Origin of the sequence: Kluyvera sp. CHPC 1.251 (assembly GCF_036759945.1) — a bacterium.
Lineage (GTDB): Bacteria > Pseudomonadota > Gammaproteobacteria > Enterobacterales > Enterobacteriaceae > Kluyvera > Kluyvera sichuanensis.
In genome coordinates, this window is sequence record NZ_JAPKIC010000014.1 from 57,235 (window position 1) to 80,258 (window position 23,024).

Annotated in this window: 19 protein-coding genes; 7 read left to right on the top strand and 12 right to left on the bottom strand. The window is 56.6% G+C overall.

Translation table 11 applies throughout. The annotated features are described in order from the left end of the window. Positions 1 to 3: 3 nt before the first annotated feature. Positions 4 to 966 (top strand): 6-phosphofructokinase, encoded by a 963-nt coding sequence (gene pfkA / locus V6940_RS20770; RefSeq protein WP_185668813.1) that lies wholly within the window; start codon positions 4 to 6, stop codon positions 964 to 966. Between the two features lie 82 nt (positions 967 to 1,048). Here pfkA and rraA read toward each other — a convergent pair whose 3' ends face one another. The 7 genes from rraA to priA all read right to left on the bottom strand — a co-directional run bounded on the left by rraA (position 1,049) and on the right by priA (position 9,033). Next, positions 1,049 to 1,534 carry a ribonuclease E activity regulator RraA gene (gene rraA / locus V6940_RS20775; protein ID WP_035892355.1) on the bottom strand — a complete coding sequence of 162 codons (486 nt, stop codon included), beginning with the start codon at positions 1,532 to 1,534 and terminating at the stop codon, positions 1,049 to 1,051. Between the two features lie 92 nt (positions 1,535 to 1,626). After that, positions 1,627 to 2,553: a 1,4-dihydroxy-2-naphthoate polyprenyltransferase gene (menA, locus tag V6940_RS20780; protein ID WP_333497155.1), complete on the bottom strand. Its 927-nt coding sequence runs from the start codon at positions 2,551 to 2,553 to the stop codon at positions 1,627 to 1,629. Between the two features lie 68 nt (positions 2,554 to 2,621). After that, the gene (gene hslU, locus V6940_RS20785; protein ID WP_185668811.1) at positions 2,622 to 3,953 is read right to left on the bottom strand and encodes an HslU--HslV peptidase ATPase subunit; all 1,332 of its coding nucleotides are present in this window, start codon (positions 3,951 to 3,953) and stop codon (positions 2,622 to 2,624) included. A 9-nt stretch (positions 3,954 to 3,962) separates the two neighbouring features. Beyond that, a complete protein-coding gene (gene hslV / locus V6940_RS20790; protein ID WP_185668810.1) occupies positions 3,963 to 4,493 on the bottom strand; it encodes an ATP-dependent protease subunit HslV in 531 nt (176 codons plus the stop codon). Positions 4,494 to 4,594: 101 nt separating this feature from the next. After that, positions 4,595 to 5,566 (bottom strand): cell division protein FtsN, encoded by a 972-nt coding sequence (gene ftsN, locus V6940_RS20795; protein ID WP_333497156.1) that lies wholly within the window; start codon positions 5,564 to 5,566, stop codon positions 4,595 to 4,597. A gap of 98 nt (positions 5,567 to 5,664) precedes the next feature. Continuing rightward, positions 5,665 to 6,687, bottom strand: a complete 1,023-nt coding sequence (gene cytR, locus V6940_RS20800) for a DNA-binding transcriptional regulator CytR (protein ID WP_333497157.1) — start codon at positions 6,685 to 6,687, stop codon at positions 5,665 to 5,667. A 150-nt stretch (positions 6,688 to 6,837) separates the two neighbouring features. After that, the gene (priA, locus tag V6940_RS20805; RefSeq protein WP_333497158.1) at positions 6,838 to 9,033 is read right to left on the bottom strand and encodes a primosomal protein N'; all 2,196 of its coding nucleotides are present in this window, start codon (positions 9,031 to 9,033) and stop codon (positions 6,838 to 6,840) included. 197 nt (positions 9,034 to 9,230) lie between these two features. Between priA and rpmE the strand changes: the two genes are divergently transcribed. After that, a complete protein-coding gene (gene rpmE, locus V6940_RS20810; RefSeq protein WP_185668806.1) occupies positions 9,231 to 9,443 on the top strand; it encodes a 50S ribosomal protein L31 in 213 nt (70 codons plus the stop codon). A 306-nt stretch (positions 9,444 to 9,749) separates the two neighbouring features. On the opposite strand, the gene metJ is transcribed toward rpmE, so the two are convergent. Beyond that, positions 9,750 to 10,067 (bottom strand): met regulon transcriptional regulator MetJ, encoded by a 318-nt coding sequence (metJ, locus tag V6940_RS20815; protein ID WP_012907792.1) that lies wholly within the window; start codon positions 10,065 to 10,067, stop codon positions 9,750 to 9,752. Positions 10,068 to 10,327: 260 nt separating this feature from the next. Between metJ and metB the strand changes: the two genes are divergently transcribed. After that, positions 10,328 to 11,488 (top strand): cystathionine gamma-synthase, encoded by a 1,161-nt coding sequence (gene metB, locus V6940_RS20820; protein WP_185668805.1) that lies wholly within the window; start codon positions 10,328 to 10,330, stop codon positions 11,486 to 11,488. A gap of 2 nt (positions 11,489 to 11,490) precedes the next feature. Continuing rightward, on the top strand, positions 11,491 to 13,923 hold the full coding sequence (locus V6940_RS20825) for a bifunctional aspartate kinase/homoserine dehydrogenase II (protein WP_220439083.1): 2,433 nt from the start codon (positions 11,491 to 11,493) through the stop codon (positions 13,921 to 13,923). Here V6940_RS20825 and V6940_RS20830 read toward each other — a convergent pair whose 3' ends face one another. Then, on the bottom strand, positions 13,924 to 14,304 hold the full coding sequence (locus tag V6940_RS20830; RefSeq protein ID WP_333497159.1) for a carboxymuconolactone decarboxylase family protein: 381 nt from the start codon (positions 14,302 to 14,304) through the stop codon (positions 13,924 to 13,926). An 88-nt stretch (positions 14,305 to 14,392) separates the two neighbouring features. On the opposite strand from V6940_RS20830, the gene V6940_RS20835 reads away from it, so the two are divergent. Further along, entirely contained in the window at positions 14,393 to 15,301 is a 909-nt protein-coding gene (locus V6940_RS20835; RefSeq protein ID WP_333497160.1) for a LysR family transcriptional regulator, read from the top strand. Here the strand turns inward: V6940_RS20835 and malI are convergent. Together malI and V6940_RS20845 are read right to left on the bottom strand one after the other, a co-directional pair. Further along, the gene (gene malI / locus V6940_RS20840) at positions 15,274 to 16,290 is read right to left on the bottom strand and encodes a Mal regulon transcriptional regulator MalI (protein WP_333497161.1); all 1,017 of its coding nucleotides are present in this window, start codon (positions 16,288 to 16,290) and stop codon (positions 15,274 to 15,276) included. The two genes, V6940_RS20835 and malI, sit on opposite strands and share 28 nt — an antisense overlap. 90 nt (positions 16,291 to 16,380) lie before the next feature. Continuing rightward, positions 16,381 to 17,880: a PTS transporter subunit EIIC gene (locus V6940_RS20845; protein WP_333497162.1), complete on the bottom strand. Its 1,500-nt coding sequence runs from the start codon at positions 17,878 to 17,880 to the stop codon at positions 16,381 to 16,383. 452 nt (positions 17,881 to 18,332) lie between these two features. On the opposite strand from V6940_RS20845, the gene metF reads away from it, so the two are divergent. Both metF and katG read left to right on the top strand, forming a co-directional pair. Then, positions 18,333 to 19,220, top strand: coding sequence for a methylenetetrahydrofolate reductase (metF, locus tag V6940_RS20850; protein WP_185668801.1), 888 nt, complete (start codon positions 18,333 to 18,335; stop codon positions 19,218 to 19,220). A gap of 319 nt (positions 19,221 to 19,539) precedes the next feature. Continuing rightward, positions 19,540 to 21,714, top strand: coding sequence for a catalase/peroxidase HPI (gene katG / locus V6940_RS20855; RefSeq protein ID WP_333497163.1), 2,175 nt, complete (start codon positions 19,540 to 19,542; stop codon positions 21,712 to 21,714). A 201-nt stretch (positions 21,715 to 21,915) separates the two neighbouring features. On the opposite strand, the gene gldA is transcribed toward katG, so the two are convergent. Then, complete coding sequence (gene gldA, locus V6940_RS20860) at positions 21,916 to 23,019, bottom strand: bifunctional L-1,2-propanediol dehydrogenase/glycerol dehydrogenase (protein ID WP_333497164.1); 1,104 nt, start codon at positions 23,017 to 23,019, stop codon at positions 21,916 to 21,918. Positions 23,020 to 23,024: the final 5 nt, after the last annotated feature.

Below are 23,024 nucleotides of genomic sequence, written 5' to 3' on the forward strand. Positions count from 1 at the left end.
GTCATGATTAAGAAAATCGGTGTGTTGACAAGTGGCGGTGATGCGCCGGGTATGAACGCCGCCATTCGCGGTGTCGTACGCGCAGCATTGACGGAAGGCATTGAAGTCATGGGCGTCTATGACGGTTATCTGGGCCTGTACGAAGATCGTATGGTACAGCTCGACCGTTACAGCGTGTCAGACATGATTAACCGTGGCGGCACCTTCCTGGGCTCCGCGCGTTTCCCGGAATTCCGTGATGAAAACATCCGTGCCGTGGCTATCGAAAACCTGAAAAAACGTGGTATCGATGCGCTGGTGGTTATCGGCGGTGACGGTTCCTACATGGGCGCCGTGCGCCTGACCGAAATGGGCTTCCCATGCATCGGCCTGCCAGGCACTATCGATAACGATATCAAAGGCACCGACTACACCATCGGTTTCTTCACCGCGCTGAGCACCGTGGTTGAAGCGATTGACCGTCTGCGTGACACCTCTTCTTCTCACCAGCGTATCTCCGTTGTTGAAGTGATGGGCCGTTACTGCGGCGACCTGACTCTGGCTGCGGCTATCGCGGGCGGCTGCGAATTTATCGTGGTGCCAGAAGTTGAATTCAAACGTGATGACCTGGTTGCTGAAATCAAAGCGGGTATCGCTAAAGGTAAGAAACACGCCATCGTGGCGATTACCGAGCATATGTGCGACGTTGACGAACTGGCTCACTTCATCGAAGCTGAAACCGGCCGTGAAACTCGTGCAACCGTTCTGGGCCACATCCAGCGCGGCGGCTCCCCGGTTCCTTACGACCGCATCCTGGCATCCCGCATGGGCGCTTACGCGATTGAACTGCTGCAGCAGGGCTTCGGTGGCCGCTGCGTCGGTATTCAGAACGAAAAACTGGTTCACCATGACATCATCGACGCTATCGAAAATATGAAGCGTCCGTTCAAAGGTGACTGGCTGGAATGCGCTAAACAGCTGTACTAAGCTGCATTTGCCCGGTAACGGGGAGATACGAGCGAAAAAAAAGCCTTCTCAATGAGAAGGCTTTTTTGTATGCGTCAGGCGCTTATTCGATATCCAGCGCATCTTCCGACAGGATGATGCCGGTATTATCGGCATAGAGATGGTCGCCGGAGAAGAAGGTTACGCCGCCGAAGTTGACGCGTACGTCGCTTTCGCCGATACCTTCGCCCGCGGCACCAACCGGGATCGCGGCAATCGCCTGAATGCCGATATCCAGCTCTTCTAAATCATCAACCTGACGCACTGCGCCATACACCACAATGCCTTCCCACTCGTTTTGAGTGGCCAGACGGGCAAGGTCAGCGTCGATCAGCGCGCGACGGACAGAACCACCGCCGTCGACCAGCAGAATGCGGCCACGGCCGTTCTGTTCGAGCAGATCGTACAGCAACCCGTTATCCTCGAAACATTTTACGGTGATGATTTGCCCACCGAACGACAGCCGCCCGCCAAAGTTAGAGAACAGGGGTTCTACTACGTTGACATCTTCCTGGTAGATGTCGCAAAGCTCGGAAGTATCGTATTTCATAGGATTAACGCTCAGTTGCTGCGAGTGATTTTAGTATATCGCGCTCTATGCATTGTTGGCAAAATCATCAATTGTTAATTGATATTTGTCAGTTAAGCCAGCGCCTTGCTGAGCACAATACCGATGACGAACAGCAGGTTAGTCAGTAACGCCCCTTTCACCGTCCGTTCCAGCATCGGCGGCATCGCCTGCGGCGAGCACTCGCGCATCACAAAGCGTGCCTGTTTCACCAGCAGCGGCGCGCTGAGAATAAACAGCCAACCCCACGGACTATGCAGCGAGAGCAGATTGAACAGCGCCAGGCAGACCAGCGTCCCCATCAGCAGACAGACGTGGTAGCGGCGGGCGTTAACCGGCCCTAAACGCACGGCCAGCGTGTTCTTGCCGTTTTCGCGGTCGCTGTCGATATCACGCAGGTTATTGATATTAAGCACCGCCGTCGCCAGCAGGCCGCAGGCGGTAGCGGGCAGAATAATCGCGCTGCTCAGGGTATGCGTCTGCAAGTACCAGCTGCCAATCACGCTCAGCCAGCCGAAGAAGATCAGCACCGAGATATCGCCAAGGCCAATATAACCGTACGGGCGCGTGCCGACGGTGTAGGTGATGGCGGCAATAATCGCTAGCAGCCCCAGCACCAGGAAGCCGATGAAGTCGCCGGTAGTCTGCGAAGCGGTAAACAGCAGAGCAAGACCCGAGATGCAGATAAGCCCGACGGTAATAATCAGCGCGCGCTTCATCTGTTCTTTGGTGATCACCCCTTTTTGCATCCCGCGCAGTGGCCCGATGCGGTCCGGCTTATCGCTGCCTTTCACCGCATCGCCATAGTCGTTGGCGAGGTTAGAGAGGATTTGCAGCAGGCTTGCGGTGATCAGCGCCAGTACGGCAACGCCCGCATTGAAGTGCCCCTGCCACCACGATAGCGCGGTACCGACGATAATCGCCGCGCAGGCCAGAGGTAACGTTTTCGGGCGCAGACTTTCCAGCCAGGCCTGAGAGCGGCTTACAGGTGTATTTGTCATAATAATTAGCCAATAAAAATGGGGCTTTTCAGCCCCATCAATTAAAGATGAAAATGCAGTGAACGCGATTATAGGATAAAACGGCTCAGATCTTCATCTGCGACTAATGCATCCAGATGTTTGCTCACGTATTCCGCATCAATTGTGATGCTTTGTCCGTTGAGGTCGCTGGCGTCATAGGAGATATCTTCCATCAGACGTTCCAGCACGGTGTGCAGACGACGAGCACCGATGTTCTCGGTGGTTTCGTTAACCTGCCATGCCGCTTCAGCGATACGCTTGATACCGGATTCGGTGAACTCGATGTTCACGCCTTCGGTAGCCATCAGCGCTTTGTACTGAACGGTAACGGAGGCATTTGGCTCCGTCAGGATACGTTCGAAGTCGCTGGTGGTCAGCGCCTGCAGCTCTACGCGAATCGGCAGACGGCCCTGAAGTTCAGGGATCAGGTCAGACGGCTTCGCTACCTGGAACGCGCCAGAGGCGATAAACAGGATGTGGTCAGTTTTGACCATACCGTGTTTGGTGGAGACGGTGCAGCCTTCAACCAGCGGCAGCAGGTCGCGCTGTACGCCTTCACGGGACACATCCGGGCCGGAGGATTCGCCGCGCTTACAGATTTTGTCGATTTCGTCGATGAACACGATACCGTGCTGCTCAACCGCATCGATCGCGTCCTGCTTCAGCTCTTCCGGGTTGACCAGCTTCGCCGCTTCTTCTTCAATCAACAGCTTCATCGCATCTTTGATTTTCAGCTTACGCGGTTTCTGTTTCTGGCCGCCCAGGTTCTGGAACATGGACTGCAGCTGGCTGGTCATCTCTTCCATACCAGGAGGCGCCATGATTTCAACGCCCATCGGCGCCGCCGCGAGATCGATCTCAATCTCTTTGTCATCCAGCTGGCCTTCACGCAGTTTTTTGCGGAATGCCTGACGTGCAGCAGACGGCTCAGACGGCTGTTCAGCCTGGCCCCAGTTGTTTTTTGCCGGTGGAATCAGCACGTCGAGAATGCGCTCTTCCGCCATCTCTTCTGCGCGGTAGCGGTTTTTCTCGATAGACTGAACGCGTACCATTTTGATAGCAGAATCAGTCAGATCGCGGATGATAGAGTCCACTTCTTTACCCACATAGCCCACTTCGGTGAACTTGGTGGCTTCCACTTTGATGAACGGTGCGTTGGCAAGCTTCGCCAGGCGACGGGCAATTTCGGTTTTACCGACGCCGGTTGGGCCGATCATCAGAATGTTTTTCGGCGTGACTTCGTGGCGCAGCTCTTCGTCGAGCTGCATACGACGCCAGCGGTTACGTAAGGCGATAGCCACGGAACGCTTAGCGGCGTCCTGACCGATGATGTGTTTGTTCAGCTCGCTGACAATTTCGCGTGGGGTCATTTCAGACATGGGAGATCCTTACGCCTTAGATGGTAATTCTTCGATGGTGTGGAAATGGTTGGTATAGATGCAGATGTCGCCTGCAATACTCAACGCTTTTTCAGCAATCTCACGTGCGCCAAGCTCGGTATTTTCCAGCAGGGCACGGGCAGCGGCTTGGGCGTACGGGCCGCCAGAGCCGATAGCAATCAGGTCGTTTTCTGGCTGCACCACGTCACCGTTCCCGGTGATGATAAGCGACGCGGTTTCGTCCGCGACCGCCAGCAGGGCTTCCAGCTTGCGCAGCATACGGTCGGTACGCCAGTCTTTTGCCAGCTCAACGGCGGCTTTGACCAGATGGCCCTGGTGCATTTCCAGCTTACGTTCAAACAGTTCGAACAGCGTGAAGGCGTCCGCAGTGCCACCCGCGAAGCCGGCGATCACTTTGTCGTTATACAGACGGCGAACTTTTTTCACGTTGCCTTTCATGACGGTATTGCCCAACGTGGCCTGACCATCACCGGCGATTACGACGTGGCCGTTACGGCGAACACTTACTATTGTTGTCACGAGCAGACCCCTTTGTTGCAAATACGAGATGTAGGGGCCCCGTATCGCGGTCACGCGTACGGGGCAGAATGTAAGTATAGATGGGGGAGTTTTTGGGGGTTTCAACCCCCGGATGCGAGCCTAATGCAGTTTCCGTGACCTGCCAGCTTCAGGCGGGCGATGGTGTTATCGACGTTCTCTTTGCCTTTGACCGGGCCGATGACCACGCGATTCCAGCCGTTGTTGGTGGTGATTCTGGAATCAAAGCCTTCAAACGCCAGCTGTGCACGAACGGTTTCCGCCTGCTCGGCACCTTTGAAGGACCCGCACTGTACCATCCAGCGGCGATCGTCTTTTTTCTCTGGCTTCGGCGGCGGCGTGACTTCACGCACTTCCGGGATACCGTTATTGCTCTGCGCTTTTGGCTGCGAGGCGGCGGTGTGCGCTGGCGTCTGCAACAGATCCTGATACGGTGCCTTGTTAGAGACCGTTGCCTTAGGCTGCTGCTGGGTCTGGGTTTGACGCGGTTGCTGAACCGGCGGCGCGGTGCGCGTTTGCGGCTGCTGCACAACCTGCTGCTGTGACCACTGCTGTTGCTGAGCCTGCTGTGCCAGACGCTGACGCTGCAAGGTTTGCTGGCGCTGTTCCGGCGTTTGTTCGTTCCACGGCACTTCCGTCAGCTGCGTAGGCTGCTGGCGCATATCCGCCTGCATCTGGGCCAACAGCTGGCGCTGCTCGTCGGTAAGCTGATTCGGGTTGATCACTTCCCCGCCCGCTGACGGTTCGGTTGGCGCACGCACGCCTGGCTGGCGACTTTCCAGCTCTTTGATATAGCGCCAGCGCTCTTCCGGTTTCGGCGGAAGGCCGTTTCCGGTTACCTGGCGGCCCTGGAGCGCTTCAGACTCTTCTTTTTTATGATGCGTGATGAAGTACAAACCGCCGATAAAGGCGACGACAACTGCAGCAGCAATCGCCACCATGGCAGGAGAGACGGCCGGAAAGTTACTTTGCTTTTTCCGTGTATTCCGTGAAGCGCTGTTCTTGCGCCGCGAAGGTGCCTGTTGGCTGCGGCGTACATAGTCTCGTTGTGCCACTATCGTTTCGCTGTCTTTTTCCGTTAGTTAGCCCGACATGTTACTTAAGCGACGGGGCTTTGACCAGACAAGCAAGTCCTAAAGCACCCGGCTTTACATCAAATTTTGCTTGTACTGCCGCGAATGATCAGTTCGCAATCCAGCAGACGCGAACCACTATCAACAAACTGCCCGCTCAGCTGGTTCAGCAGCAGCAGCATGGCCTCTCGACCAATATCAAAACGCGGCTGAGCAACTGTGGTGAGCGGCGGGTCGCAAAACTCTGCCAGCGAGATGTTATCGAATCCAATAATGGACAGATCGTCCGGGACTTTCAGCCCCTGACGTTTAGCGTAAGAGAGTGCGCCGAGCGCCATAATATCGCTGTGGCAGAAGATGGCGGTAGGTGGTTGCGGTAGCGCCAGTAATTGTTCCAGCGCGTTAGCACCGGCTTCGTAGGTGAAGTTGCCGCGGGCGATGTAGTGAGGGTCGACGGTGATACCGCAGCGGCGCAACGCCTGCACGTAGCCCTGCAGGCGATAATGGCACAGCGGCATCTCTTCCGGCCCGGCGATACAGGCGATGCGCTGGTGGCCGAGTTCGTGGAGATAGTTAACGGCATCGAACGAGGCGGTGAGGTTGTCGATATGTACCGTGGGCAACCCCAGCTCTGGCGCAAATTCGTTCGCCATCACCATTGGCGGCAGGTTGCGCTGCTCTTCAATGCTGGCATCGAACGGCAGACGTGAACCCAGCAGTAGCATGCCGTCAATTTGCTTGGTGATGATTAAATCGATGAAGGTTTTTTCCTGCTGGTTCTGATGCGCGCAGTCGCCAATCAGCACCAGATAGCCCTGCGCTGCGGCGGTGACTTCGATCCCGCGGATCACTTCGCTAAAGAAGGGATCGCAGATATCCGGGACGATAACCAGAATCGTGCGTGATTCATTACGCTTCATGTTACGCCCCTGCAGCTGCGGGAGGTAACCCACTTCCAGGGCGGCCTGCTCAACGCGGTTACGCGTCGCCTGCGAGACTTTCTCGGGGTTCATCAATGCACGAGATACGGTTGCCGTAGAGACATTCGCTTGTAGGGCAACATCCTTCATGGTTGCGGCAACAACCGGTTTTTTAGCCTTCACCTGATTTTCTCCTCGCTAACTGGCGCAGGCACGTCCTATGTGACCTGACATCTGACACACTTTTATCAGATAGTTAGGGGGATCCGTTACAGAATTTTCATCAAAAATGTGATGTTTGTTTGATTTCTAGATCCGGCTCGCAACTCTGCATTAACCTTCGATAGGGTCAACGTCGAGAACCCACTTCACCTTACGGGATTCCGGCAGCGTATTGATGAGCGCCAGACTGGCCGTAACGATGTGCTGCAGGCGAATGCGTGAGGGGTGTTGCAGCAGTATCTGCCAGCGGTAGCGGCCGCCGCGCTTCGGCGCTAACGCCGGAACCGGGCCAATCACCCACAGTTTATCGTCCGCCAGCGGGCTGGCCTGTATCAGATTACGCAGCTGCTGCAGGAAGACCGGCGCCTGCTGGTTGTTATGATCTTCGGCGCGAATCAGCACGTGGCTGGTGTACGGCGGTAGCTGCATGGTCTGGCGTTCGGCCAGTGCCTGCTCGGCAAAGGCGTTATAGCCTTTATAGAGCAGCGTTTGCAGCAGCGGGTGGTCAGGATGGTGCGTTTGCAGAACCACTTCGCCCTGCTTACCCGCACGCCCCGCGCGGCCAGAGACCTGGGTATAGAGCTGGGCAAAGCGTTCAGCCGAACGGAAATCGGCGGAGAAGAGCGCGCCGTCAACGTCCAGCAGGGCCACCAGCGTCACGTCCGGAAAGTGGTGGCCTTTTGCCAGCATCTGGGTGCCAATCAGGATACGTGCGCCGCCGCGATGCACTTCCGCCAGATGCTGCTCCAGCGCGCCTTTACGGCTGGTGGTATCGCGGTCGATACGTGATAGCGGTACACCAGGGAACATCGGTGCCAGCACTTGCTCCAGCTGTTCCGTTCCCAGACCTACCGGCACCATGTGCGTCGAGCCGCAGGAAGGGCACTGGCGCGGGATCGGACGCTGGCTGTCGCAATGGTGACAGCGCAGATGATGTTGCGCCTGGTGCAGGGTGTAGTAACTGTCGCAGCGCGGGCATTCGGCAATCCAGCCACAGTCGTGACACAGCAGCGTAGGGGCGAATCCTCGGCGGTTGAGGAATAAAATCACCTGATTGTCGGCCTGCAAATGCTGACGCATGCGATTGATCAGCGCCGGTGAGAGCCCGGCCTGTAGCTGCTGACCTTTTAAATCCAGCACGTGTTGTGTTGCCGGGCGTGCGTTGCCCGCGCGGCGGGTTAAACGCAGCAGGTGATATTTATGCTGGCGCACGTTGAGCAACGTCTCCAGCGCCGGCGTGGCTGAGCCGAGGATAATCGGAATCTGTTCGCTGTGGGCGCGCCATACTGCGAGGTCGCGGGCATGATAGCGCCAGCCTTCCTGCTGTTTATAGGAGCTGTCGTGCTCTTCGTCGATGACGATCACGCCGAGATTCTTAAACGGTGTAAATAGCGAGGAGCGGGTGCCGATGACAATCGCGGCTTCGCCGCTCTTTGCCTTGAGCCAGGCGGCCATACGTTCGCTGTCGTTCAGCGCCGAGTGCAGCACTTCGACCGGCGCATTAAAGCGCTCGCGGAAGCGGGCGATAGTTTGCGGCGTCAGGCCGATTTCCGGCACCATCACCAGTGCCTGTTTGCCCTGCGCCAGCACGTTTTCCAGTACGCTAAGATAGACTTCCGTCTTCCCGGAGCCGGTGATACCTTCCAGCAGCCAGGCGGAGAACGCATCGGAGGCGCTATGAATCGCGCCTACCGCCGTGGCCTGCTCGGTGTTGAGCCGCAGGCGCTCGCCCGGCACCGAGTAACTGGTGCGCCAATCGGTGGTTTCCGGCGCAATGCTGCCCAGTTCGCAAAGCCCTTTGGTACGCAGCGACTGCATCGCGCTTTCATTAAATTCCAGCTCTGCCACCTGGTGGCGCCAGATTTTCCCCTGACGCAGCGCGGCCAGCGCCTGCTGCTGCTTCGGCGATCGTTTCAGCGTATTGATATCAACGGCCTGACCTTGCTCGGTAGCAAACCAGAACCACTGCGGCGTCGCGCTGGCGGGTTTGCCCTGGCGCAGCATAATCGGCAGCGCGTGGAACAGCACGTCGCCAATAGGGTGATGGTAATAATCTGCCGCCCAAAGCAGCAGCCGCCAGACGGAGGTAGAAAAGACCGGCTCGCCGTCCAGCACCTCAATCACCGCTTTCAACTCATCGCGTGGGAGTTCGCTGCTTTCGTTGACTGAGACCACGATGCCTACGCGCTCTTGTTTGCCAAACGGCACGCGCACGCGACAACCCGCTTTAGCGCTGAAAGCGTCAGGCAGCAGGTAGTCAAACGTACGGGGCAATGGAACAGGCAGGGCAACGTGAGCAACGGGCATGTTTTCTTCCTGACTTGAAATCTGGCGAGACAGTATACACATTGTAGGAGTGCGGATCAGTTTGCATCTGCTGGTCAAATTCTGTATGATTCGCCGCCTTTGATACATCTTTGTATCACTGACCTATACTATTAACATCGCGTGGTGTCTGGCGTTAGGGCTGGAAGAGCGACGCGGCCTTAACCGAGGTTTTCCCCATGAAAAAAGATATTCACCCGAAATACGAAGAAATTACTGCAACTTGTTCTTGCGGTAACATCATGAAAATCCGCTCTACCGTAGGTCACGATCTGAACCTGGACGTGTGCGGTAAATGCCACCCGTTCTATACTGGCAAGCAGCGTGACGTTGCTACCGGTGGCCGTGTTGACCGCTTCAACAAGCGTTTCAGCATCCCAGGCAGCAAGTAAGTTGCCTAACGAAAAAAGCGCCTCAGGGCGCTTTTTTTGTCTCTGAATTCCGGCAATACCCATTTTTTTGTGATGCACATCACGAAATTATTGCACCACGCTGCGGATAAGCTTATTATTTGCCCATCAAACGACCACAAAATAACTATGGGTAAAGGTGTGACTATGCTGACCGCAATCAAAAACGTTTTTGTTTCTTACCTGATCTCTATGTCTGAACTGCATCCTGAAGTAACACGCTTCTAAGACGCTGAAAAATTCGAAAAAAAAGCAGAAATTACTTTCTGCTTTTTTTATGCCTGCCAATCAGTATTCCCACGTCTCCGGGTCAATCCCCAGCTCACGCATAATTTCTTTTGCCGCTTCCGGAATTTCATCGCTGCGCTCTTTACGCAGGTCTTCATCGTTAGGTAACGGTTGACCGGTAAATGCATGCAGGAACGCTTCACACAGCAGTTCGCTGTTAGTGGCGTGACGCAGGTTGTTCACCTGACGACGCGTGCGTTCATCGGTGAGGATCTTCAACACCTTCAGAGGAATGGAAACCGTAATTTTTTTTACTTGCTCACTCTTCTTACCGTGCTCAGCGTATGGGCTGATATATTCGCCGCTCCATTCAGCCATGAGATACCTTTAATCCTCTAGTCATAAGTTAACAGGCCGGGTCACGGCCGTGATCGCGCGTAGTTTACCGTAGAGAGCCCCGTTCTGACACGAGCTTCGCCTTCGCAGATGTGCGCTAATGCATATAATTTTAACGGCTATTTGCCAATAGCTCAATCTATACGCAAAGAAGTTTAGAAGTCTAGATGTATTGACGGCTATGGCAACAATGTTTACTCTGGGGTCTGACTTTTCACAGACCTTGCCAGGAACGAATCCTCATGACCCGTAAACAGGCCACCATCGCAGTGCGTAGCGGATTAAATGACGACGAGCAGTATGGTTGTGTTGTCCCGCCCATTCATCTTTCCAGTACCTATAACTTTACCGGCTTTAACGAGCCGCGTGCGCATGACTACTCTCGTCGCGGTAACCCGACGCGTGACGTGGTTCAGCGGGCGCTGGCCGAGCTGGAAGGGGGCGCAGGTGCGGTTCTGACCAATACGGGCATGTCGGCAATTCACCTGGTGACCACCGTATTCCTCAAGCCTGGCGACCTGCTGGTGGCGCCACACGACTGCTACGGCGGCAGCTATCGTCTGTTCGACAGCCTGGCAAAACGCGGCTGCTATCGCGTGCTGTTTGTCGATCAGGGTAATGATGAAGCGTTAAAAGCGGCGCTAGCAGAAAAACCGAAGCTGGTGCTGGTGGAAAGCCCAAGCAACCCGCTGCTGCGCGTGGTGGATATTGCGAAAATCTGCCAGCTGGCGCGCGAAGCTGGCGCGACGAGCGTGGTGGATAACACCTTCCTGAGCCCGGCGCTGCAAAACCCGCTGGCGCTGGGCGCGGATCTGGTCCTGCACTCCTGCACCAAATACCTGAACGGCCACTCTGATGTGGTGGCAGGCGTGGTGATTGCAAAAGATCCTGAAACGGTCACGGAACTGGCATGGTGGGCGAATAATATCGGCGTCACCGGCGGCGCGTTCGACAGCTATCTGCTGCTGCGCGGTCTGCGTACGCTGGTACCACGTATGGACGTGGCGCAGCGCAACGCCCAGGCGATCGTCGATTTCCTGAAAACCCAGCCGCTGGTGAAAAAGCTGTATCATCCTTCTCTGCCGGATAACCAGGGGCATGAAATTGCCGCTCGCCAGCAGAAAGGTTTTGGTGCGATGCTGAGCTTCGAACTGAACGGTGATGAACAGACGCTGCGTCGCTTCCTGAGCGGGCTGTCACTCTTCACGCTGGCGGAATCGTTGGGTGGGGTTGAAAGCCTGATTTCTCACGCGGCCACCATGACCCACGCGGGCATGGCCCCGGAAGCGCGCGCGGCCGCAGGTATTTCTGAGACGCTGCTGCGTATCTCAACCGGTATTGAAGATAGCCAGGACTTAATTGCCGATCTGGAAAATGGATTCCGGGTCGCAGCCGAGGGGTAAACATGAGTGTGATTGCGCAGGCAGGGGCGAATGAGCGTCAGCTGCATAAATTTGGTGGAAGTAGTCTGGCGGATGTGAAGTGTTACCTGCGCGTTGCCGGCATTATGACTGAGTACTCTCAGCCCGGCGATATGATGGTCGTTTCCGCCGCAGGGAGCACCACCAACCAGCTGATTAGCTGGCTGAAGCTCAGCCAGACCGATCGCCTTTCTGCGCATCAGGTTCAGCAAACGCTGCGCCGCTATCAGTCTGAACTGATTAGCGGCCTGCTGCCTGCCGAGATTGCCGACGGCATGATCGCTGATTTTATTCATGACCTGGAGCGTCTGGCCGAGCTTTTAGATAATGGCGTGAGCGATGCGGTGTATGCAGAAGTGGTTGGCCACGGTGAAGTGTGGTCGGCTCGTCTGATGGCGGAAGTCCTTAAGTTGCAAGGTCTGGACGCTGCCTGGCTGGATGCACGCGCGTTCTTACGCGCCGAGCGCTCCGCGCAGCCGCAGGTGGATGAAGGCCTCTCTTATCCGCTGCTGCAACAGCTTCTGGCACAGCATCCGGGTAAACGTCTGGTGGTGACCGGCTTTATCAGCCGCAACAACGCGGGTGAAACCGTGCTGCTGGGGCGTAACGGATCGGACTACTCCGCGACGCAAATCGGTGCGCTGGCGGGCGTTTCCCGCGTCACCATCTGGAGCGACGTGGCCGGGGTGTACAGCGCCGACCCGCGTAAAGTAAAAGATGCCTGCCTGCTGCCGCTGCTGCGTCTGGATGAAGCCAGCGAGCTGGCGCGTCTTGCTGCGCCGGTGCTGCACGCTCGTACGCTGCAGCCGGTTTCCGGCAGTGATATTGACCTGCAATTACGCTGTAGCTATTCGCCGGATCAGGGCTCAACGCGCATTGAGCGCGTGCTCGCTTCCGGCACCGGTGCGCGTATCGTCACCAGCCATGATGATGTCTGCCTGATTGAGTTCCGTGTTCCGGCAAGCCAGGATTTTAAGCTGGCGCATAAAGAGATCGATCAATTACTCAAGCGCGCACAGATTCGCCCACTGGCGGTAGGCGTGCACGCTGACCATAAGCTGCTGCAGTTCTGCTACACCTCGGAAGTGGCAGACAGCGCGCTGAAAATTCTTGATGAAGCGGGCCTGCCGGGCGAGCTTCGCCTGCGTCAGGGTCTGGCGCTGGTGGCGATGGTGGGCGCGGGCGTCACCCGTAACCCGCTGCACTGCCACCGTTTCTGGCAGCAGTTGAAAGGCCAGCCGGTGGAGTTTACCTGGCAGTCGGAAGAGGGTATCAGCCTGGTCGCCGTGCTGCGCGCGGGTCCAACCGAAAGCCTGATTCAGGGCCTGCACCAGTCGTTGTTCCGCGCAGAAAAACGTATTGGCTTGATGTTGTTCGGCAAGGGCAACATCGGTTCCCGCTGGCTGGAGCTGTTTGCCCGCGAACAGAGCACGCTCTCTGCCCGCACCGGCTTTGAGTTTGTGCTGGCCGGGGTGGTGGATAGCCGCCGCAGCCTGCTGAACTATGAAGGGCTCGATGCCAGCCGCGCGCTGGCCTTCTTCGACGATGAAGCCATCGAGCAGGATGAAGAGTCGCTGTTCCTGTGGATGCGTGCCCACCCGTACGACGATCTCGTGGTGCTGGACGTGACCGCCAGCCCGCAGTTGGCCGATCAGTACCTTGATTTTGCCAGCCATGGTTTCCACGTGATCAGCGCCAACAAACTGGCCGGAGCCAGCAGCAGTGATAAGTATCGCCAGATCCACGACGCGTTTGATAAAACCGGCCGCCACTGGCTGTATAACGCGACCGTTGGCGCGGGTCTGCCGGTGAACCACACCGTGCGTGATTTGATCGATAGCGGCGACAGCATTCTGGCGATTAGCGGTATCTTCTCCGGCACGCTCTCCTGGCTGTTCCTGCAGTTCGACGGCAGCGTGCCGTTCACCGAGCTGGTGGATCAAGCCTGGCAGCAGGGGCTAACCGAGCCCGATCCGCGCGTTGACCTTTCCGGTAAAGACGTGATGCGTAAGTTGGTGATTCTGGCGCGCGAAGCGGGCTACGACATCGAGCCGGATCAGGTACGCGTTGAGTCTCTGGTGCCTGCGCATTGCGAAGAGGGCTCAATCGACCACTTCTTTGAAAATGGCGATGAGCTAAACGAGCAGATGCTCCAGCGTCTGGAAGCGGCGCAGGAGATGGGGCTAGTGCTGCGTTACGTGGCGCGGTTTGATGCTAACGGTAAAGCCCGCGTCGGCGTGGAAGCCGTACGTCAGGAACACCCGCTGGCGTCGCTGCTACCGTGCGATAACGTCTTTGCGATTGAAAGCCGCTGGTACCGTGATAACCCGCTGGTGATTCGTGGGCCGGGCGCCGGTCGCGATGTGACCGCCGGGGCGATTCAGTCGGATATCAACCGCCTGGCGCAGCTGTTGTAATTAGCGCTTGCTGTTCGCCGTAAACACCTCTTTTGCGGCGAACAGGCCGTTTAACGCGGCTGGAAATCCCGCATAAACCGCCATCTGCATAATCACTTCAATAATCTCTTCCTGCGTTAAGCCAACGTGCAGCGCAGCGGCGATGTGTACCCTAAGCTGCGGTGCGGCATTACCCATGGCGGTGAGCGCGGCGACGGTGGCAATTTCCCGGCTGCGCAGATCCAGCCCCGGGCGGGCATAAATATCGCCAAACGGGAATTCAAGCAGATAGCGGGCGAAATCCGGGGCGATATCCTTCAGGCTATCGACAACGGCATTCCCTCCTTTTCCATCAACCAATTGCAGCATTTTCTGGCCGGTAATATAGCGTTCTGAATCCATGATGAATCCCTCGGTAGTTAGCGTATGACAAGAAGATAGAGCGCGTGGATTCGTTTGGATAATACCGTTTCCGTGATACCTTTTTGGTATGACTACATCGCCATTACACACTCTGGATTTCCGTCTGCTGCGCTACTTCGCCGTGGTGGCGGAAGAGAACAGCATGCGCCGCGCGGCTGACCGACTGTATATGTCACAGCCGCCGCTAAGCCGCCATATTCGCCAGCTTGAAGAACGGCTGGGGGTGACCCTTTTTGTTCGGCATAGCAAAGGACTGACGTTAACGGCTGAGGGGCTGCGTGTGCTGGATATTATTCGCCCGCTGCTGGCACAGCAGGATAAGACCTATGCCGCCTTGAGCCAGCTCGCTCAGGCTGAAGCACCATCGTTGCGGGTGGGGTTAACCACTGCATTTGAGCAGGGCGTTTTTGCATCGCTGGAAACCGTGCTGGCGGCGCAAGTCGAGACGCTGCGCGTGGTGCGCCACGGCTCACCGGAGCTGGTGCGTCAGGTGCGGCGAGGAAAACTGGACGCCGCGCTGATCGCACTACCGCTGGAGACTTCGGGGCTCAGCGTGACGTGGCTAAACCGGCAGGAGCCGCTGATTGCCGCGCTGCCCGCGCAATGGCCGGAGGCGGAACAAGATAGGTTGGCGCTAAGCGCGCTGAATGGCAAACCGTTATTCTGGTTTAAACGTGAACGTAATCCGGCGTTCTTCGACTTTACCCGCGATATTTTCCGCCGCGCGAGCTATGTTCCCGCCTGCCTGGAAGAACCTCTGGAACACGATGTGCTGCTGGCGCGTATTGCCCGCGGTGAAGGGTTGAGTCTGTTTCCCGCCTCATTTGCCGCCATTCAGCGTCAGGGGGTGGTGTTCCGGCCGATTAATGAAGCGGCGCTCTGCGTACAGTGTGGGTTGGTTATGTTGCCGGAAAACGCCGCGCGTCTTGCCTGGCTTCTGGACGTGGTTCAGGCCGACTCGCGCGTCACCAACTGACCGGAAAGCGTAATTGACTGATTCTCTAACGCAGGCTCTTTGAGCTTGCGGATCATCAGCGTTGCCGCCTGTCGTCCGCTCTCTTCGCTGGCGGAAGAGACATAGGTAAAGGCCGGTGAGGTGAGGTTGATATGCAGCATATCCTCAAAGCCAATCAGGGCGACCTGCTGCGTCAGGAAGACATCTTTACCTACCGTACGTCCCACCTTATGAATCCCATCAATACAGCCGATCAGGGCATCCGGTGAATGGCACAGCAGCGCGGTAATGGCGTTGTTATTTTCCAGCAGTTGGCGCGTGGCTACGCTTGCGGCATAGGTATCGTTACCGCAGGCAGGGCTGAACTCTTCGCGGTAGCCGATCCCAAGACGGGTGAGGGTGCTGCGAAAGCCTACCAGACGCTGCTGGCGGATGAGATCGTTTTCCAGGCCGCCGAGATAGGCAATATAGCGATGACCGCGCTCCAGCAGATAGCGCGTCGCCAGGCTGGCCGCCTGTTGGTTATCGCGTAATACCCGATTGCATTCGTCTTTAATTGGCGATTGTGAAACGACGACCAGCGGCAGCGGGCACTGGCGAATTTGCGCGGGCAGGGTGTCACTGCGGGCATCTGACGCCAGATAAATCACGCCGGCAACGCCCTGCTGTTTAAACGACAGCAGGCAGCGCTCAAGGTGTTCGTGTTCGTTCAGCGGCTGGCCGAGAAAGACCATGTAGCCCTGCGCTTCCAGCTCCTGCACGATGCTCGCCATCACTTTGATGGAAAAGCTATCGCTGAAGTCGCGTAGAATCAGACCAATCAGGTTGGAGGTATTCGAACGGAGGTTGGCGGCGGCGACGTTGTGGACGTAGCCCAGCTCATGAATGGCGGCCTGCACTTTTTCGATGGTGGCATCGGAGATTTTGCCTTTCTGGCGAAGCACCAGCGACACGGTGGAGACGGAAACGCCCGCCCGTTTTGCCACATCAATTATGCTGACCTTCTTCAAAAATCACTCCCTGAGCCGTCGAGCCAATCCACACAAAATAAGGAGGCCCCCATCAGAAACGGGAACCTCCAACCGCTTACAATCTTATGATTATTTGCCAATCATCGTCGACATGGTTTCTGCGATAAATTGCGCTCGTGCGCCAAATATCACCTGAATGCCGTGCTCGCCGACAAAAACTACCCCGCGGGCGCCGATATTGTTCAGCCCATCTTTATCCACCGGCCCTTTATCTGCCACTTCAAGACGCAGGCGGGTAATGCAGGAGCCCACGGACGCGATGTTATGCTCGCCGCCCAGCAGGTCGATAATCTCCGTCGCCAGGTCTTCATCGGTTTTGTCGTTAGCGCTGACCGTGGTTTCCGTACGGCCCGGCGTTTTGACATCGAAACGGCGGATGACGAAGCGGAAGGTGAAGTAGTAAATCAGCCCCATCGGAATACCGACGATAATCGCATTCAGGAAGTTGGTCTGGTAGCCGTTAAACGATGGCAGGATCCCGAAGGAGATGTAGTCGATAAGCCCAGCCGAGAACGACTTGGCGATATGCGCATGTAGCAGGTACATCACCATGTAGGAGAGACCGGCCATGATGGCGTTGAAGACGTAGAGAATTGGCGCCACAAAGATAAAGGTGAACTCAACCGGCTCGGTGATCCCGGTCAGGAAGCAGGTCAGCGCGGCGGAGAACAGGATACCGGCGGCGATTTTTTTATTCTTGGTATGTGCTTCGTGGTACATCGCCAGACAGGCGGCTGGCAGCGCGAACAGCATCAGCGGGAACTCGCCCTGCATGAATTTACCGGCGTTCTGGTAGGTATCGCTGCTGAAGGATTTCACCCCTTCTTCCAGCATTTTGAACCAGATAGTCTGGTCGCCGTGGATCACCTGACCGGCGTGGGTGGTGTAGTCGCCGAAGGAGTACCAGAAAGATGGATACCAGATGTGGTGCAGGCCGAGCGGAATCAGCGCGCGTTCAACCAGACCGAAAATAAAGGTTGAGGCCGCCTGGTTATCGCCGTTGATCACCACCGACAGCGCGTCGATACCCGCCTGAATATGCTGCCAGATGTACGGCAGGATCAAGCCGAGGGCGAACGACAGCAGCGCGGTGGCAATTGCCACGAAGCGTTTTCCGGAGAAGAAGCCGAGAAATTCAGGCAGCTGCATTTTGTGGAAGCGGTTAAAGCACCACGCTGCCAGGATGCCGCAAATCAGGCCGCCAAAGACGCCCATCTGCAGGGTAGGAATACCCACAACCATGGCGTATTTCCCGCCTTGCGCCGCCATTTCCGGCGTAATGCCAAGCACGGTGCTGATAGTGATGTTGGTAACAAACACGGAGACGGCGGCAGACAGTGCCGCGATGCCGGATTCGGAGGCCAGGCCGACGGCAGAGCCGATGGCAAACAGCATTGGCAGGTTGTCGAAGATAATCCCACCGGCGTTCATCATCAGCGGCAGATGGAATTTATCCCCGAACGCCAGCAGCAAACCCGCTGCGGGCAGAAGCGAGATCGGCAGCATCAACGCGCGGCCAATCATCGACAGTTTGGAAAGCGATTTAACAACACTTTGAATCAGACTCATACTGATTTCCCCCGATAGACGCCTCTTCGTGCGTGCTTTTAGTAACCCTGTTTATATTAGGTATAACGTTATAGTAGAACGTTCTACTTATCGTGAAACAAGTCATTAACGTCTGCAATGGAATTTTTGCTTCGTAGGCGGATGCGTGAGAAATATGAGATCTAGTTCTCAAATTTTATGCCATAGTGAAAGTGTGGTTAATGTGACCAAACGGGGCGCACGTGAGAGGGCGGCTAAACGATTTATGTGCGGGAAATAGCTTTCTGGCAGCACAGACTGCTCCGTTAGCGAGTGAGGTGAATATTTTTCATCTTGATTGCAGAGAACTCACTTTTTACGCGGATTTTTCTATTGACGCCTGCCCGCTTTTGCGGCATTTTTACATCCAGACGTCTAAACGGATAGATGTTCACAACACAACAATAATGACACGCGATTGATAGAGGTAAGGTATGAGCTTTTTTCACGCCAACCAGCGGGAAGCGCTGAATCAGAGTCTGGCCGAGGTTCAGGGGCAGATTAACGTTTCTTTCGAGTTTTTCCCGCCGCGCACCAGTGAAATGGAGCAAACCCTGTGGAATTCTATCGATCGCCTAAGCAGCCTGAAGCCGAAATTCGTCTCGGTTACCTACGGGGCGAACTCCGGTGAGCGCGACCGCACGCACAGCATTATTAAAGGCATTAAAGACCGCACTGGTCTGGAAGCCGTGCCGCACCTGACCTGTATTGATGCCACGCGCGACGAACTGCGCGCTATTGCTCAGGACTACTGGAACAACGGCATCCGTCATATCGTCGCCCTGCGTGGTGACCTGCCGCCGGGCAGCGGTAAGCCGGAAATGTATGCGTCTGACCTGGTCACGTTGCTGAAAGACGTGGCGGATTTTGATATCTCCGTAGCGGCTTACCCGGAAGTACATCCGGAAGCGAAAAGCGCTCAGGCGGACCTGCTTAACCTGAGACGTAAAGTGGAAGCCGGGGCAAACCGCGCCATCACTCAGTTCTTCTTCGACGTCGAAAGCTACCTGCGCTTCCGCGATCGCTGCGTGTCGGCGGGCATCGATGTAGAGATTATTCCGGGCATCCTGCCGGTTTCGAACTTCAAACAGGCGAAGAAATTTGCCGACATGACCAACGTGCGCATTCCTGCCTGGATGTCGACGATGTTCGACGGCCTGGACGATGACGCCGAAACCCGCAAGCTGGTGGGTGCCAACATAGCGATGGATATGGTCAAAATTCTGAGCCGTGAAGGGGTGAAAGATTTCCACTTCTACACGCTAAACCGTGCGGAAATGAGCTACGCCATTTGCCACACGCTGGGTGTGCGCCCGGCGTAATATTCTGCCGGATGGCGCTGCGCTTATCCGGCCTACACCTCTGGCGCCTGGTTTGCCCGATGGTGTATGACTCCTGCTAGATTTCCCTGCTTAGACATAAGAAACTCCTTATATTTTGAGGGGTTTCTTACCATTTCTCCCGATCGATCACAGTCAACTTACCCCAAATTGTGCAAGGATAGGCTCGACCTGCGCAGAAATTCCTCTCTGACAAGGGAAAAATAAGAGGAATTAACTATCAAATCCGTGGGTCATTTCAGCTATAACTTATCAGCAGGGGTGTATATCTTAACGATAAATACTGTAAGGGAGCATAGTGATGAGCACGCCAGACGATATCCAGAACGCAGGTAAATGTCCTTTCCACCACGGTGGTGGTCACGATTTAAGCGCCGGCGCTGGCACCAGTAGCAAGGACTGGTGGCCGAAGCAGCTTCGCGTAGATCTACTTAATCAGCATTCCAATCGATCCAACCCGCTGGGTGAAGATTTCGATTACCGCAAAGAATTCAGCAAATTAGATTACTCCGCACTGAAGGGTGATATTCGTGCGCTGTTAACGGATTCGCAATCCTGGTGGCCTGCAGACTGGGGCAGCTATGTAGGGTTATTTATCCGCATGGCGTGGCACGGTGCGGGTACCTACCGTTCTACCGACGGTCGCGGCGGCGCTGGGCGCGGCCAACAGCGTTTCGCACCGCTGAACTCCTGGCCGGATAACGTGAGCCTGGATAAGGCGCGTCGTCTGCTGTGGCCAATCAAACAGAAATATGGGCAGAAAATCTCCTGGGCCGACCTGTATATCCTTGCGGGTAACGTGGCGCTGGAAAACTCTGGTTTCCGTACCTTTGGTTTTGGTGCCGGGCGTGAAGACGTGTGGGAACCGGATCAGGACGTAAACTGGGGTGATGAAAAAGCCTGGCTGGCGCACCGTGATCCGGAAGAGCTGGCGAAACGTCCGCTTGCGGCCACCGAAATGGGCCTAATCTACGTGAACCCGGAAGGGCCAAATGCCAGCGGTGAACCGCTGTCTGCGGCAGCGGCGATTCGTGCCACCTTCGGTAACATGGGGATGGACGACGAAGAGACCGTGGCGCTGATTGCCGGTGGTCACACGCTGGGTAAAACCCACGGCGCAGCCTCGGCTACGCACGTCGGTCCGGATCCGGAAGCGGCGCCGATTGAATCTCAGGGCCTGGGCTGGGCAAACAGCTACGGCACCGGCGTAGGTAAAGATGCCATCACCTCCGGTCTGGAAGTGGTCTGGACACAGACGCCTACCCAGTGGAGCAACTACTTCTTCGAGAACCTGTTCAAATACGAATGGGTGCAGACCCGCAGCCCGGCTGGCGCTATCCAGTTTGAAGCGGTCGATGCGCCGGACATCATTCCGGACCCATTCGATCCGTCGAAAAAACGTAAGCCAACTATGCTGGTGACCGACCTGACGCTGCGCTTCGATCCGGACTTCGAGAAAATTTCTCGCCGCTTCCTGAACGACCCGCAGGCCTTTAACGAAGCCTTTGCCCGCGCGTGGTTCAAACTGACCCACCGTGATATGGGGCCAAAAGCGCGTTACATCGGGCCAGAAGTTCCACGTGAAGATCTGATTTGGCAGGATCCGCTGCCGCATGCGTTCTTCAACCCGACTGCCGAAGATATCGAAAGCCTGAAGGCTGAGATTGCGGCATCCGGCCTCTCCGTCGGTGAGCTGGTGTCGGTCGCCTGGGCTTCCGCTTCCACCTTCCGCGGCGGTGATAAGCGCGGTGGGGCGAACGGCGCACGTCTGGCGCTTGCGCCGCAGCGTGACTGGGAAGTGAACGCCACGGCGGCTCGCGTACTGCCGGTGCTTGAAGGCATCTATAAGTCAGCGCACAAAGCTTCTCTGGCCGACATTATCGTGCTGGCCGGTGTGGTGGGCGTTGAGCAGGCGGCGAAAGCGGCCGGCGTTGATATCAAGGTACCGTTTACCCCAGGCCGCGTTGATGCGCGTCAGGATCAGACGGACATCGAGATGTTCGAGCTGCTCAAACCGCTTGCCGATGGTTTCCGTAACTATCGTGCAGCACCGGGTGAAGCGACCACTGAATCTCTGCTGATCGACAAAGCGCAGCTGTTGACCCTGACCGCGCCGGAGCTGACCGTACTGGTTGGCGGTATGCGCGTACTGGGTGCAAACTTCGACGGCAGCAACCACGGCGTCTTCACCGACAACGTGGGCGCACTCAGCACTGACTTCTTCGTCAACCTGCTGGATATGCGCACCGAGTGGAAAGCGACTGACGAAACGTCCGAGCTGTTTGAAGGCCGTGACCGTGCAAGCGGTGAGGTGAAATACACCGCCACGCGCGCTGACCTGGTCTTTGGCTCTAACGCCGTACTGCGTGCGCTGGCGGAGGTTTATGCCTCCAGCGATGCGAAAGAGAAGTTTGTGAAAGACTTCGTGGCGGCATGGGTGAAAGTGATGAACCTGGACCGTTTCGACCTGCTGTAAGGTGGGTTTGAAGGTATAAAAAATCCCCGCGAAAGCGGGGATTTTTGTTTGTGGGTTTGGTGTGGGGAACTCCCCCTCACCCTAACCCTCTCCCAGGGGGAGAGGGGACCGTTTAGTGCGGTTTGTGGGTGTAGGACTTAAAGACTGCTTTGGCTGCCTTTCTCCCTCGCCCCTTTGGGGAGAGGGCCGGGGTGAGGGGAATTACTCCCATTCGTGCAGAAAACGCTGCCCATACTGGTCAGCCACCAACAGCGCCGCGTAAACGCGGTCAGGGTCTGCGCCGCCCGGCATATTGTGGATGGTCTCACCTTCCGCACAGGCCGCTTCCGCCACCAGGCGCATTTTCGCGGGAATATCCTCTTTGATACTCAGCTGTGCCAGGGTGATTGGCAGGCCAACGCTATGGCAAAGCGCCGCGACGGTTTCAATTTCCTCCACCGGCGCGTTTTCCAGCACCAACTGGGTGAGGGTACCAAACGCGACTTTCTCGCCGTGGTAGTAGTGGTGTGCATCCGGGATTGCCGTCATGCCGTTGTGAATGGCGTGTGCCGCCGCCAGGCCGCCGCTCTCAAAGCCGACGCCGCTCAGGTAGGTATTGGCTTCAATAACGCGATCCAGCGCTGGCGTCACCACGTGTTGCTCGGCGGCCAGCATGGCTTTTTCGCCTTCTTCAATCAGCGTGTTGTAGCAAAGCTCAGCGACCGCCAGCGCGGCCTGGGTGCATTTCCCACCCGCCATGGTGGTGGCGCCGCTGCTCGAGCAGGCGCGGGCTTCGAACCAGGTTGCTAGCGCATCGCCAATACCGGCAGCCAGCAGGCGCGCAGGGGCACCGGCAACGATTTTGGTATCGACGATAACCATGTTCGGGTTGTGCGGCAGCATCAGGTAACGGTCGAATTCGCCGTCATCGGTGTACAGCACGGAGAGCGCGCTGCACGGTGCATCGGTGGAGGCGATGGTGGGAACAATCGCCACCGGCAGATTCATAAAGTGGGCCAGCGCTTTGGCGGTATCCAGCGTTTTCCCACCGCCGATACCTAAAATGGCGCTACATTTGGCGCTGCTTGCGACGTCCTGCAGACGGTTAACTTCGTTCTGCGAGCACTCACCGCCGAACGGCGCGATTTCAACGGACAGGCCCGCGTCGGTCAGGCTCTTGCGCAGCGACTCTTCGGCAAACCCCAGCACGAATTTATCGCCGACGACCAGCCAGCTGTTGGCCATTGGCTTCAGGTAGTCACCAAGACGAGTGATGACGTCAGCACCTTGAATATACTTACCTGGTGATTGAATAATGCGATCCATACATT